Raw genomic sequence first — 12,675 nt, 5'->3', positions numbered from 1 at the left:
TCACACTAGCGCGTTGCGTTTGGCCATCTCGATCAGTTCCACCAGAGATCTGGCCTTGAGTTTTTGCATCAGGCGCTTCTTGTAGGTACTGACTGTCTTGTTACTGAGAAACATGCCCTTGGCTATTTCCTTGTTGGTGCGTCCCTGGGCAAATAATTGCAAGACCATCAGCTCGCGGTCATTGACGGATTTGAATAACTCCAGTTCGGCATAACGTACGTCATCGATGCGTACCGGATTCAATGCCTGGCTGGGGAAATAGTTGTAACCGGAAAGTACCGCCTTGATCGCACTGACCAGTTCACTCAAGTCTTCCTCTTTGCAGACATAACCGGATGCGCCGGACTGCATGCAGCGAATGCCGAACAGCGTCGGGCATTGCGCCGTCAATACCAGGGTCTTGAGCGGGGTGCCCATGGCGTTGAAACGGGCGAGAACTTCCAGGCCGTCGAGCTTGGGTATGCTGATATCGAGGATGATCAGGTCGGGCATGCATTCGCGGACCATCTGCATGGCATCGACCCCGTTATCGATTTCGCCGACGACCTTGTAACCTTCATGCTCGAGCAGCATTCGAACGGCAAGCCGGATGACGGGGTGATCATCGACAATAAAAACGGAGTTCATAATCAAATCCCATACGTGCGCGAATAAAGGGCGCACCTTAGCTCAGATAAATGAGCTGCCGCATGAACTCCCGTGGCTGTTGCGGCAATATAGGATTAGTCCTACGCACTAAAAGGAAACTGACTACGATCAAACTCTGTGTCGCGTAAGGAAGTGTTGAGCTGTTTTGTTTATCTGAATGTTTTAAGTTGCTTGTAGAGCCTTGAATAAACAAGCTCTTGTTTGCGCAGTTGGTTGTTAAACGGATTTACCTTTCAGTCGATCCATTCGCCTTAGACCAAAGAACCGGTTCAATCGAGCATCGCTCAGCCGGGCAGTTGTCGACCCGGTTGAGCAACGTTTGCTGTCAGTGGCTGGAACGTCCGGTCATTTCCAGCGCCATGTCACTGGCGTAGCTGTCGGTCATCCCGGCGATAAAGTCGATCATGCGCAGAAACGAGGTGTGCAACGGGCCATGGGGATCCGGCGCGTTGTTGCCCAGCAGGTCGAGGATACGGCGGCTCTTGAACGATGGCGTGCGACCGCCATGTTGCTCCAGCGCTGCGCCGCAGAATGCGTTGAGGAGGATTTCCAGCGTGGTATAGGCGCCGATTTCATGCAGCGTCTTGCGCTTGTCCTGGAAGATCTTCTTGCGGGCGATGTCCTTGGCGTTCAGTACGCAGCGTTTGGCCGGGCCGTGCATGTGTTCCACCAGGTCGCCGTGCAGCGTGCCGGCCAGCAGCGCATCCTGTTGCTCGACGAATGCCCGGGCGGCGGCGTTGGTCAGGTGCTCGATGGCCTTGCCGCGCAAAATTGCCAGTTTGCGTCGACGCGAATCCTGCGGGCCGAGCTGGCGATAGGTTTCCGGCAGATCGTCTCCCACCAGACCGAGCAGCAGCGATTCGACTTCCGCGTACTCCAGCAACTCCATTTCCAGGCCGTCTTCGAGGTCGATCAGCGCATAGCAGATGTCGTCGGCGGCCTCCATCAGGTACACCAATGGGTGGCGCGCCCAGCGCTGGTCTTCCAGTTGCGGCAGGCCGAGCTTGTGGGCGATCTGCTCCAGCAGCGGCAGCTCACTCTGATAGCAGCCGAACTTGTGTTTCTTGTAGCCCAGCGAGTCGGCGTGGCGCGCGGTCCACGGATACTTCAGATAGGTGCCGAGGGTCGCGTAAGTGAGGCGGGTGCCGCCGTCGAACTGGTGATACTCAAGCTGAGTCAGCACGCGGAAACCTTGCGCATTGCCCTCGAAATTGAGGAAGTCAGCGCGCTCGGCTTCGCTCATTGCGTCGAGCCAGCCACGCCCGGCTGCTTGCTGGAACCAGTGACGAATCGCGTCTTCACCGGAATGCCCGAACGGTGGGTTGCCGATGTCATGGGCCAGGCAGGCCGATTGCACGACCATGCCCAGATCGCTCGGGTCGCACCAGTCGGGCAGGGCGCTGCGCAGGGTTTCACCGACGCGCATGCCCAGCGAACGGCCCACGCAGCTGACTTCCAGCGAGTGGGTCAGACGGGTGTGGATGTGGTCGTTACTCGATACCGGATGCACCTGGGTCTTGCGCCCCAACCGGCGGAAGGCGCCGGAGAAGATGATGCGGTCATGGTCTTTGTGGAACGGGCTGCGGCCCAGCTCTTGCGGGCTGTGCAGCGGTTTTCCAAGGCGTTCGCGGTTGAGCAGGGTCTGCCAATCCAAGGCTGGTTCTCTCCGTCGGTGACTGGGATGACTGTTGCCCTAGCTTCCCGGTTCAGGCCCGCACCTGCAAGCGGAACTACAGGCCTGCGGCATCGATATCGATCAGCAGCAGGCGCTCGCCGTTATCGAAGAACTGCCCGGCGGTCAGGCAATACTGGTTGCTGGTGGCATCGCGATAGGTGCTGGACAGGGTCAGGCGTCGCTCTTCCCAGCCCTCGGCGAGCAAATGATAAAAGTACGGACGCCATGACCAGTTGTGGCCCAGATAGCGGTTATCGGCGACCCAGCCGTTGTTGCGCCATTCGAGGTTGGGCGTGAGTTGGGTGCCGTGACGGTCGCATTGGTAGAACCGCAGCAACCAGGGGAAGGCTTCGAGTTGCGGCAGCGCACTGAGCGGGGCGTGAGCCTGAGCCCAACTCTGGAGGATCGCCATCAGTTCGCCGAGTTGCTGGCGCATCTGCATCAGGCGCCCGCGTTCGGCCAGTTTCTGCCGCACGTAACGCTGGCGCAGTTCGGCGAAGCGCTGCACGAAGGCATCGGTTGGATAGAACGCTTCCTGCGCCCGAGCGAACAGGAAACCCTGAACGTAGCGCGAACCGCATTCCAGGGCGAAATTGAGCTGGGCCTCGGTTTCCACGCCTTCGGCGATGATCCAGCAGCCGGTCTTCTCGGCCATTTGCGCCAGTGCCTTGACCACGTCACTGCTCGGCCCGCCCAGTGCGGCAGCCTGAAACAGGCGCATGTCGAGTTTGAGAATGTCCGGCTGCAAGGCCAGCACCCGATCGAGCTGCGAGTAACCGGCGCCGAAGTCATCGATAGCGATGCGTGCACCGGCCTCGCGATAGCGCGCGACCACTTCGGCCAGGCGCTGACCATTGCCGCCCAGTTCAGTGATCTCGAATACGATGCGTTGCGGATCGACGCCGTGGCGCAGCATCTGCTTGAGGCTGGGCAGCGGTTGATCGGCGCGCAGGCGACTGATCCAGCGCGGCGACATGTTCAGGCTGAGAAACCACTCGGCGGGGGCTTCATGCAGTCGGCTCAGGGCGTTGTCGCGGATCTGCCGGTCGAGGCGGCGCAGGGCGATGGCGGGTGTGCGTGGGTCGGCGAACAACGGCCCGACCGAGGCCAGTTGGCCGTCAGGCTGGCGCAGGCGACCCAGTGCTTCGACGCCTGCAATACGCCCGGTGGCGGTATCGATGAAAGGTTGAAAGCAGGCGAGCGGTTGCCCGTCGATCACGGGGCCTCCTTAGTCGTTCTTGTTCTGGATGAACCCGCCGACCGGGTAGGCACGCGGGATTGAACCTCGTGTTGGAGAGGTTCAATCCCGCGGATATTGCAAGAATGCAGCCAGATGCGCCGGCTTAGCGTTTGCCCGAACTCTGCATGACCAGTTTGATCAGTGGCCCGAGGCTGGTCCCCAGACGTATCAGCCGGGTCAGCCCGCCGACGCCGCCGCTTTTTGCGCCTTTGCCGGTGATGAAACCCAGCAGGGTGACGGCGGCCACGCCCCAAAGCGGCGCGTGCTTGATGCCGAAGCCGCCTTGCAGGCTTTGCGTCATGCCGCGCATGCGCTGCAAGGGTTGCAGCACTTGCCCGGCTTCGTGGCGGATTTCCTGGCGATGCATTTCCATGCGCAGGCGGATCAGCGCCTTGCGCATTTCCCGGCGTGAGCTGTTGTGTGGCAGTTCAGGCAGGCTCATGGCAGCAGGCGCTCCCGATCGTTGGCCAATTCTTCCAGCGTACCGTGGAAGGGCGAGGATTCATCGAAGACTGCTGCCTTGAGGCGCAACCCGCAGAAAGCGGCCGCCAGGGTGTAGAACACGCACAGACCGATGATCGCTGCCAGACGGTAAGTGTCCCAGAACACGATCAGTACCAGCGTCGACAGACCGACCAGCAACAGCAGGGCAAACACCAGTGCCAGGCCTGCGAACAGCAACAGGCTGACGGTGCGTGCTTTCTGCTCCTGCAATTCGATGCCGAACAGTTCGACATGGCTGTGCAGCAAGCCGAGAACAGCGGCGCCCAGACGCCGCGTGGAAGAGGAGGTGCCCGACCCCAGGCCGGATTCGCCGATCGACATGATCAGCGCCGAGTGGCCAGCAGGCCAATCAGAAAGCCCACGCCGGCGGCGATGCCCACTGACTGCCAAGGGTTTGCCGATACGTAATCTTCGGTGGCGGTGACCGCCGCCTGGCCACGATCACGCAGCGTGTCTTCGGTCAGTTTCAGGGTTTCCCGGGCGCGCAGCAGGCTGTCATGGATCTGTTCGCGCAGCTCATCGGCCTGATCGCCCGCCAGAGTCGCGGTGTGCTCGAGCAACCGTTCGGTGTCGGCGACCAGGGTCTGGAAGTCGTTCATCAGGATTTCTTGAGCAGTCTTTGCCTTGATGCTGGCCATGGGTGGATCTCCGTAAGTGACGTCTGAAGCGTTCGAGTATGAGCCTTGCGCGAAGGTTCAGTACAAATGACTGGTACAGCTTTTGCTATGTCGTGGTGCGTCCTGCTGCCGTCGTGCGCTGTTGGCGGGCGTACATGCAGCAAAACCTTAACTCAAATAATCCTGGTTCGTGTCAGGACATCGACCTTGTGCGCCAAATCGGTTCATCGCAGCTTCACTGCGCAGGCCGTCAGGTCGCAACTTGGTGCATGAGTTGTTCGCGCGAACCGCTTTGGTGCCTTTTTAGCCTTCAGGTCTGCCTCTTTATGGAAAATCTGCAAAGCGCTGTGGACACGCTGGTTCACAGCTCCAACACGTTGTTCATTCTGATCGGTGCGGTGATGGTGCTGGCGATGCACGCCGGTTTCGCCTTCCTCGAAGTCGGCACGGTGCGCCAGAAAAACCAGGTCAACGCACTGGCGAAGATCCTCAGCGACTTTGCCGTTTCGACGCTGGCCTATTTCTTTATAGGCTATTGGATCTCCTATGGGGTGACCTTCATGCAACCGGCTGCGGTGCTGAGTGCCGATCACGGTTACGGTCTGGTGAAGTTTTTTTTCCTGCTGACGTTTGCTGCGGCGATTCCGGCGATCATCTCCGGCGGCATTGCCGAGCGCGCGCGCTTCGTTCCTCAGTTGTGTGCGACGGCGCTGATCGTGGCGTTCATCTACCCGTTTTTCGAAGGCATGATCTGGAACGGCAACTTCGGTCTGCAGGCCTGGTTGACGGCACGTTTTGGCGCGGCGTTCCATGATTTCGCCGGATCGGTGGTGGTGCACGCCATGGGCGGCTGGCTGGCGCTGGCGGCGGTATTGCTGCTCGGCCCGCGCAACGGCCGTTACCGCGAAGGGCGGCTGGTGGCGTTCGCGCCGTCGAGCATTCCGTTTCTGGCGCTGGGCTCGTGGATTCTGATTGTCGGCTGGTTCGGCTTCAACGTGATGAGCGCGCAGACCTTGCAGGGCGTCAGCGGTCTGGTGGCGGTCAACTCGCTGATGGCCATGGTCGGCGGCACGGTGGCGGCGTTGATTGTCGGACGTAATGACCCGGGCTTCCTGCACAACGGCCCGCTGGCCGGGCTGGTGGCGATCTGTGCCGGTTCCGACCTGATGCATCCGGTGGGTGCGCTGGTGACTGGCGCGATTGCCGGTGCACTGTTTGTCTGGTGCTTTACCGCCGCGCAGGTCAAGTGGCGCATCGACGATGTGCTCGGTGTGTGGCCGTTGCACGGTTTGTGCGGGGTGTGGGGCGGGATTGCTTGCGGCATCTTCGGCCAGACTGCGCTGGGTGGGCTCGGCGGTGTCAGCCTGATCAGTCAGTTGATCGGCACTGCGCTGGGTGTAGTGGTCGCGCTGATCGGCGGACTTGTCGTCTACGGCGTGATCAAGGCCTTGCACGGCCTGCGCCTGAGTCAGGAACAAGAGTATTACGGCGCCGACCTGTCGCTGCACAAGATCGGCGCGGTGAGTCAGGATTAGGTTTCCTCATCGTCAGCGCCGCGGTACAAGCCGTGCAGCAGACGATAACGGTCACTGCGCACCTGATCGACTCGCTCTTGTACCTGACGTGCTGGCAGACCGAGCATGATCAAGGCGTGAGAGCCGAGCATCAGGCTCGATTCCAATAGCTCCGGCACCACTTCGGTGGCGCCGGCAGCTTTGAGTTCCGTCAGTTGGCTATCGTCGCGGGTGCGCACCAGAATCGGCACCTGATCATTGTGGCGGCGTGCCTCTTCAAGGATTCGCAGGGTAACCTCGCTTTGATCCACTGCGATCACCACCAGCCGCGCACGTAACAGTCCGACGGCAATCAGCAAGTCGGCGCGAGACGAGTCGCCGTAATGCACATTGTTTTCGCTGACGGAGGCTTCCTGGATTCGCACCGGGTCGTTGTCCAGTGCGATGTAAGGTTGATTGGCATTGCGCATGAAACGGCCGATGGACTGGCCAACCCGCCCGTAGCCGCAAATCACCACATGCTGGTCGAGGTCGGCGTTGAGCGCACTGATCTCCTCGAGTTGCGCCTCCTGATTCGGCTTGCGATGCAGGCGCAGGGCAATTTTCGGTGCCCCGCGCAACAACAGTGGGGTCAGCAACATCGAGCAGAACGTCGCCGCCAGCAGCAGACCGCCCAGCTCGTCAGGCAGCATGCGGTTTTGCTGCATCTGCGCCATCAACGCGAAGCAGAATTCCCCGCCTTGCGCCAGGGCCAGGCCGCTGCGCCAGGCAGTTTCGTGATCGCTGCCGCGCCACTTCACCAAAAGCGCGACGATTGTGCCTTTGATCAGCATCAGGCCGAGGGTCAGGCCGAGAATCAACAGGCTGTGGCTGACGAACAATTGCAGATCGATCAGCATGCCGATGCTGACGAAAAACACCCCGAGCAGGATGTCGCGAAACGGCCGGATATCGGCCTCGATCTGATGGCGATAGTGGCTCTCGCCCAGCAGCATGCCGGCCAGAAAAGCGCCGAGGGCAGGGGACAGGCCCAGCAGGTGCGTCAGCCAGGCGGTCAGCAGCACAATCACCAGCGCCAGCAGGACGAACAATTCCGCCGAGCGCGAGGCCGCCACTTCATGAAACAACCGTGGCAACAACCAGCGGCTGGCCAGCAGCAGACCGAAAAACAGCACCACGGTCTTCACCAGCGTCAGCGGCAGCGCCCAGTACCAGGCCTGTTCGCTGCTGCCGGCGAACACCGGCACCAGGGTCAGCAACAACACCGCGACCACATCCTGAAACAGCAGAACCCCGACAGCGTTCTGTCCGTGACTGCTGAACACTTCGCCCAGGCTGCTCAACTCCTTGGTGACAATCGCCGTCGATGACAGCGACAGCCCTGCGCCAAGCAGCAGGGCCGGGGTCACCGGCATGCCCAGCAGGATCAGCACCAATCCCAGTAACGCCGTACTGAGCAACACCTGCTGACTGCCCAGGCGAAAAACGACCTGGCGCAGCGCGATCATTTTCGACAAAGAAAACTCCAGGCCCAGCGAAAACAGCAGAAACACTACGCCCAGTTCGGCCACGTCCGGCAGGTGCTCGCTCTCGTTGATCCAGTCGAATGCAGTTGGTCCTACCAACAAGCCTACGCACAGGTAGCCCAGCACCGGCGGCAAGCGCAGACGGCGAAACAGGGCAATCATCACCAGGGATGAGGCGAGGATGATCAGCAGGTTGGCAAACACAAGACGCTCCGATATCAGGTTCAGGCCTCTCAAGCGTAGAGGCAAAAAGCGCGGGAGCATGGCCTGATTGGCTTTTCTGTGGACTGATTTGCGTCAGGGTTTTGCGTACGGGGTGTCGTGTTCGGGCCTTTGGGCGGCAGCGGCTCGACGGGTTTTCGAGGCAGGCCTAGAATGAATGCTCATTTTTCCGGTTGAGCGATCATGCCTCCTGAATGTCAGTTGTTCGGCACCTTGGGATGCCATTTGTGTGAGGTGGCAGAGGCCGAGTTGATGCCGTTTGTCGAGCATGGTCTGCTGGTCGAACTGGTGGATATTGCTGACGATGAGTCCTGGTTCGAGGCTTACAGCCTGCGGATTCCGGTACTGCGCCGAACTGACACCGGCGCGGAGCTGAGCTGGCCTTTCAGTGCCGATCAGGTGGTGGCCTTCCTGCGCTGAGCTATTTCCCGGTGGCATGACACTGTCGTCCGCCGGTCGCGACCGTTATCCATCCCTTGGCACTTTGCGGATTATTCGGTTACTGTATGTGCATACAGTAATTGGGTGGGCCTGCTGCTTTTCATCACTTGAGCAGGTGAATCCGGCAGTCAGAGGGACGAACCGTGGTCAATGTCGAACAGTTGAAGAACAGCGTGAACCGGATGTCGGTTGACGTGGTGCGCGAGGCGGTCCTCGAGCTGCGCCTGGACGGGCTGGTCACGGAGGGCAAGACGCCTTTCAACAAATTGCATTTCAACACCTGTTTTGCCGAGATCGAGGCGTTGTTCCAGCGTGCCGGTTATCACAAGCAACTGGATGTGGTCGGTTACCAGGGCCTGCTCTATGCGTTGTATGACCCGGGACGCTGGGAGGCGGTCGATGTGCTGCGCTGGCTCAAGGAATTCACCGAAGCCGCCGCGCTCAAGTCGATTCCGGCCTGAGGCGGGTGGTGGAATCGGCGCTAGGTTCGTATCGCTCAGTGTTGGATAATGCCGACCTGCATTGAGGGTTCGAATTTCCGTATGTCCACACCAACGTTTTGCGCTGCGCAGAATCAGGCCAGCACCCTTTACCTTCCTCCGGGGAGTTGGCCTACCGTCCTTGATTGCCTGTGTGAGCATTTCAGTGCGATCAGTCGCGAGCAATGGCTGGACCGGATCGCCCGGGGCCGGGTGCTGGATGGGCAGGGACAGCCGATTGCGCTGGATCTGCCGTACAAGGAAGGGCTGCGCATTCACTACTTCCGTGAGGTGCCGGATGAAAAGCCGATCCCGGTGCTCGAATCGATCCTGTACGCGGACGAACATCTGGTGGTGGCGGACAAGCCGCACTTCCTGCCGGTGACGCCGGCCGGCGAGTACGTCGAGCAGACGTTGCTGCGTCGTCTGATCCGCCGCCTCGACAACCCGCATCTGGTGCCGTTGCACCGAATCGACCGGCACACGGCGGGGCTGGTGATTTTCTCGGCCAATCCGCAGACCCGTTCGGCCTATCAGTCGTTGTTCCCGACCCGGCAGATCGACAAGCGCTATGAGGCGATCGCCCGTGCGCTGCCTGAACTGGAATTTCCCCTCGTGCACAAAAGTCGCCTGATTGATGGCGAACCGTTTTTCCGCATGCAGGAAGGGCCAGGCGTCGCCAATACGGAAACTGCGGTGGAAGTCCGGGAAAAGAACGGCGATCTGTGGCGCTACGGCCTGTACCCGGTGACCGGCAAGAAGCATCAGTTGCGGGTACACATGACCGCGCTGGGAGCGAGTATCTGCAATGATCCGTTTTACCCGGATGTGCTGAAAGACGTTGAGGATGACTATGCCAACCCGCTCAAGCTGCTGGCGCAGGGGCTGCGGTTTATCGACCCGGTGACCGGTGAGGATCGTGAATTCGAGAGCCGGATCACCTTGCAATGGTGACGCCATCCACTATCCAGCGCCCATGAAAAAGCCCGCATCAATGCGGGCTTTTCTGTATCCGGTATCGACGTAAAGCTTACAGCTCTTTAACGGTGCGAACCTGATCCTTGTTGATGCGGGTCTCTTTGCCGTCCAGTTGCTTGAACTCGTAGAAGCCCGAATCTTCATCGTATTTCGGGGTGTCGACGGCCTGGATTTCGCGACCGTCATTCAAGGTGAGCACTGTTGGCGAGGAGCAACCAGCGAGGGTAGCCAGGCCCAGTGCGAGCATGAAAGTGGCGAGGGTCCGTTGAGTCATGGGTGTGTCTCCGAATGGGAATACTTTTGGTTACTGAGCTTGAGACGTATACAAGGCGTGAGAGTTCCTTGAATGCTGTCAGTCTGACACAGTGTTATGCGTATTTAACAGTTCGGGGGTGTTCAGGTTGGCCAGTCGCGGGTCATTGTCCGGGCATTGCAGGGCAGTCGCGCCGAGATTGCGCATGACCCGGCCGGGGCTGCGTTCACCGGCGTTCCACGCGGTTTCGAAGGCGGGGAACAGGGTGACGGGAATCACACACAGCAGGGGTTCCCAATGGTCGTCGTGACGCAACATTAAAGGTTTTTCAGGAAACTGGCCGGCGGTCTCACGCATGTCCTGCAAGAGCGCGGCGTCGATTCGCGGCACATCGCAAGGCAAGACCAGCAGGTGCGGGCGGCGGGCGACCTTGAGTCCGGCGAGGATGCCGGCCAGCGGACCAGGAAAATCGCCTACCTCATCGCTGACCAACTGATCGGCGTAAGCGGCATAACGCTCGTGATTGCGATTGCAGGAGATGATCAGATCGTCGGTCAGCGGTCGCACCTTGCGCTGCAAATTCGCAATCAGCGGCTCACCCTGCCATTCGACCAGCCCTTTGTCCTGGCCGCCCATGCGCTGGCCGCGTCCGCCTGCCAGGAGCAGAATGGAGCAGGGGGGCAATGGCGTATTCGAGGTCATGGCAGCTCTCCAGCGGGGCGGCGAAAAATTCAGGCGCTGTGATATAACACCGGGCTGTTTCTCCTACAACTGGACGAGCCTAATGAAAGCCAAGGCCGATGTACCTTTTGCGCCGCTGAACATTGCGGTGCTGACTGTCAGCGATACCCGAACCCTGGAAACCGACACCTCAGGCCAGGTCTTCGTCGACCGCCTGACTGCTGCCGGCCACCGCTTGGCCGAGCGGGTCTTGCTCAAAGATGACCTGTACAAGATCCGTGCGCAAGTTGCCCACTGGATTGCCGAGGACGTGGTGCAGGTGGTGTTGATTACCGGCGGCACCGGTTTCACCGGGCGCGACAGCACGCCTGAAGCCGTGGCTTGTCTGCTCGACAAGCAGGTTGACGGGTTTGGTGAGTTGTTCCGGCAGATTTCGGTGGCTGATATCGGTACCTCGACCGTGCAGTCGCGGGCATTGGCCGGTCTGGCCAATGGCACGCTGGTGTGCTGCCTGCCAGGTTCGACCAATGCGGTGCGCACCGGTTGGGACGGCATTCTCGCCGAACAGCTGGATTCGCGGCATCGCCCGTGCAACTTCGTCCCTCACCTGAAGCAGGCGGCGCCTTGTGAATCCCGTGGGTAAGCCGGGCAAGACCGGCAGCCTGATGCCTGTCGAGCAAGCGTTGGCCCGCCTGCTGCAAATGGCTGAAGCCTCGCCGATTGTCGAGCGCGAGTTTCTGCCATTGGCCGAGGTCGAGGGGCGGGTGCTGGCCGAAGACCTGATTTCGACCCTGGATCTGCCGCCCTGGCCAAACAGCGCCATGGATGGTTATGCCCTGAATCTGGCGGACTGGACCGGCGCACCACTGCCGGTCAGCCAGAAAGTCTTCGCCGGGCAAGCGCCAGAGCCGTTGAAACCCGGTACCTGTGCGCGGATCTTCACCGGTGCGCCAGTACCAGCCGGGGCCGATTGCGTGGAAATGCAGGAGAACGCCGAGGTTCAGGACGACGGCAGCGTGCGCTTCATCGAAACCATCAGCGTCGGCCAGAACATTCGTCTGAAGGGGCAAGAAACCACCATTGGTGAGTTGATCCTGGCGGCAGGTACCCGACTGGGACCGATCGAACAAGGTCTGGCGGCTTCGCTGGGATGTGCCGGGCTGAATGTGGTACGCAAGGTCCGAGTGGCGGTGCTGTCCACCGGCGATGAACTGGTCGAGCCGGGTCAGCCGTTGGGAGCGGGGCAGATTTTCAACAGCAATCGGGTGGTGCTGTGCAGTTGGTTGCAGCGCCTGGGTTGTGAAGTGATCGATGCCGGTATTCTTCCGGATGATCTGGCGACCACGCGGGCGCGCCTGGGCGACATGCAGGATGTCGACCTGATTCTCTCGACCGGAGGCGTGTCGGTCGGTGAAGCGGATTTTCTTGGCATCGCATTGCGGGAAGAGGGCGAGCTGGCGCTGTGGAAACTGGCCATCAAACCGGGCAAACCGCTGACAGTTGGTCATTTTCGCAAGGTGCCGGTGATCGGCCTGCCGGGCAACCCCGCTTCGACGCTGGTGACCTTTGCTCTGCTCACGCGGCCCTATTTGTTGCGGCGTCAGGGCGTCCAAGATGTCGAACCTCTGAAGTTTACGGTTCCGGCAGGTTTTGTCTGGCCTGTGGCCGGCAATCGTCGCGAATATCTGCGCGGTCGCCTCGAGCTAGGGCGGGCGATCATCTACCGCAATCAAAGCTCCGGTGTGCTGCGCAGCGCGGCCTGGGCGGATGGTTTGGTAGAAGTGCTGGAAGGCCGCACGCTGGTGGAGGGCGATGAGGTCGGGTTTATTCCCCTGAGCGACCTGCTCGGCTGATTCGCGCCTGGTCATTGCAGGCTCGACCGATACTGCGTCGATGC

The 12,675-nt window shown here is 60.4% G+C and carries 15 protein-coding genes; 6 read left to right on the top strand and 9 right to left on the bottom strand.

Features of this window, described 5'->3' with window-relative positions:
• The 6 genes from ACS4NR_RS13020 to ACS4NR_RS12995 form a co-directional block, all read right to left on the bottom strand.
• Complete coding sequence (locus ACS4NR_RS13020) at nucleotides 1-627, bottom strand: response regulator (RefSeq protein ID WP_456020306.1); 627 nt, start codon at nucleotides 625-627, stop codon at nucleotides 1-3.
• A gap of 346 nt (nucleotides 628-973) precedes the next feature.
• Nucleotides 974-2,302, bottom strand: coding sequence for a deoxyguanosinetriphosphate triphosphohydrolase (locus tag ACS4NR_RS13015; protein ID WP_095137318.1), 1,329 nt, complete (start codon nucleotides 2,300-2,302; stop codon nucleotides 974-976).
• Nucleotides 2,303-2,378: 76 nt separating this feature from the next.
• Nucleotides 2,379-3,542 (bottom strand): EAL domain-containing protein, encoded by a 1,164-nt coding sequence (locus ACS4NR_RS13010; RefSeq protein ID WP_096794968.1) that lies wholly within the window; start codon nucleotides 3,540-3,542, stop codon nucleotides 2,379-2,381.
• A 124-nt stretch (nucleotides 3,543-3,666) separates the two neighbouring features.
• On the bottom strand, nucleotides 3,667-4,005 hold the full coding sequence (locus tag ACS4NR_RS13005; RefSeq protein ID WP_047599863.1) for a hypothetical protein: 339 nt from the start codon (nucleotides 4,003-4,005) through the stop codon (nucleotides 3,667-3,669).
• Entirely contained in the window at nucleotides 4,002-4,388 is a 387-nt protein-coding gene (locus ACS4NR_RS13000) for a phage holin family protein (protein ID WP_041069617.1), read from the bottom strand. The genes ACS4NR_RS13005 and ACS4NR_RS13000 overlap by 4 nt, the downstream gene beginning before the upstream one ends.
• 2 nt (nucleotides 4,389-4,390) lie before the next feature.
• Complete coding sequence (locus ACS4NR_RS12995) at nucleotides 4,391-4,705, bottom strand: DUF883 family protein (protein ID WP_025113166.1); 315 nt, start codon at nucleotides 4,703-4,705, stop codon at nucleotides 4,391-4,393.
• Between the two features lie 305 nt (nucleotides 4,706-5,010).
• On the opposite strand from ACS4NR_RS12995, the gene ACS4NR_RS12990 reads away from it, so the two are divergent.
• The gene (locus tag ACS4NR_RS12990) at nucleotides 5,011-6,219 is read left to right on the top strand and encodes an ammonium transporter (RefSeq protein WP_253149453.1); all 1,209 of its coding nucleotides are present in this window, start codon (nucleotides 5,011-5,013) and stop codon (nucleotides 6,217-6,219) included.
• On the opposite strand, the gene ACS4NR_RS12985 is transcribed toward ACS4NR_RS12990, so the two are convergent.
• Nucleotides 6,216-7,928 carry a cation:proton antiporter gene (locus ACS4NR_RS12985; RefSeq protein ID WP_456020305.1) on the bottom strand — a complete coding sequence of 571 codons (1,713 nt, stop codon included), beginning with the start codon at nucleotides 7,926-7,928 and terminating at the stop codon, nucleotides 6,216-6,218. The genes ACS4NR_RS12990 and ACS4NR_RS12985 overlap by 4 nt on opposite strands.
• A gap of 201 nt (nucleotides 7,929-8,129) precedes the next feature.
• Here ACS4NR_RS12985 and ACS4NR_RS12980 point away from each other — a divergent pair, with 201 nt between their 5' ends.
• From ACS4NR_RS12980 to ACS4NR_RS12970, 3 genes are all read left to right on the top strand, one after another.
• Nucleotides 8,130-8,366 (top strand): glutaredoxin family protein, encoded by a 237-nt coding sequence (locus tag ACS4NR_RS12980; protein ID WP_166496823.1) that lies wholly within the window; start codon nucleotides 8,130-8,132, stop codon nucleotides 8,364-8,366.
• 164 nt (nucleotides 8,367-8,530) lie between these two features.
• Nucleotides 8,531-8,848 carry a transcriptional regulator gene (locus tag ACS4NR_RS12975; RefSeq protein WP_003226726.1) on the top strand — a complete coding sequence of 106 codons (318 nt, stop codon included), beginning with the start codon at nucleotides 8,531-8,533 and terminating at the stop codon, nucleotides 8,846-8,848.
• A gap of 81 nt (nucleotides 8,849-8,929) precedes the next feature.
• Nucleotides 8,930-9,820 (top strand): pseudouridine synthase, encoded by an 891-nt coding sequence (locus ACS4NR_RS12970; protein WP_456020304.1) that lies wholly within the window; start codon nucleotides 8,930-8,932, stop codon nucleotides 9,818-9,820.
• Between the two features lie 76 nt (nucleotides 9,821-9,896).
• Here the strand turns inward: ACS4NR_RS12970 and ACS4NR_RS12965 are convergent, their stop codons facing one another.
• Together ACS4NR_RS12965 and mobA are read right to left on the bottom strand one after the other, a co-directional pair.
• Entirely contained in the window at nucleotides 9,897-10,118 is a 222-nt protein-coding gene (locus ACS4NR_RS12965) for a YgdI/YgdR family lipoprotein (RefSeq protein ID WP_027613420.1), read from the bottom strand.
• A gap of 78 nt (nucleotides 10,119-10,196) precedes the next feature.
• Nucleotides 10,197-10,799 carry a molybdenum cofactor guanylyltransferase MobA gene (gene mobA, locus ACS4NR_RS12960; protein ID WP_456020303.1) on the bottom strand — a complete coding sequence of 201 codons (603 nt, stop codon included), beginning with the start codon at nucleotides 10,797-10,799 and terminating at the stop codon, nucleotides 10,197-10,199.
• Nucleotides 10,800-10,881: 82 nt separating this feature from the next.
• On the opposite strand from mobA, the gene moaB reads away from it, so the two are divergent.
• Both moaB and ACS4NR_RS12950 read left to right on the top strand, forming a co-directional pair.
• Complete coding sequence (gene moaB / locus ACS4NR_RS12955; RefSeq protein ID WP_003226719.1) at nucleotides 10,882-11,421, top strand: molybdenum cofactor biosynthesis protein B; 540 nt, start codon at nucleotides 10,882-10,884, stop codon at nucleotides 11,419-11,421.
• Nucleotides 11,405-12,631 (top strand): molybdopterin molybdotransferase MoeA, encoded by a 1,227-nt coding sequence (locus tag ACS4NR_RS12950; RefSeq protein ID WP_456020302.1) that lies wholly within the window; start codon nucleotides 11,405-11,407, stop codon nucleotides 12,629-12,631. Before moaB ends, ACS4NR_RS12950 begins: the two co-directional genes overlap by 17 nt.
• The last annotated feature ends 44 nt before the right edge of the window (nucleotides 12,632-12,675 follow it).

Source organism: Pseudomonas sp. JQ36, from assembly GCF_053851495.1.
This window is presented reverse-complemented; position numbering and strand designations above follow the sequence as displayed.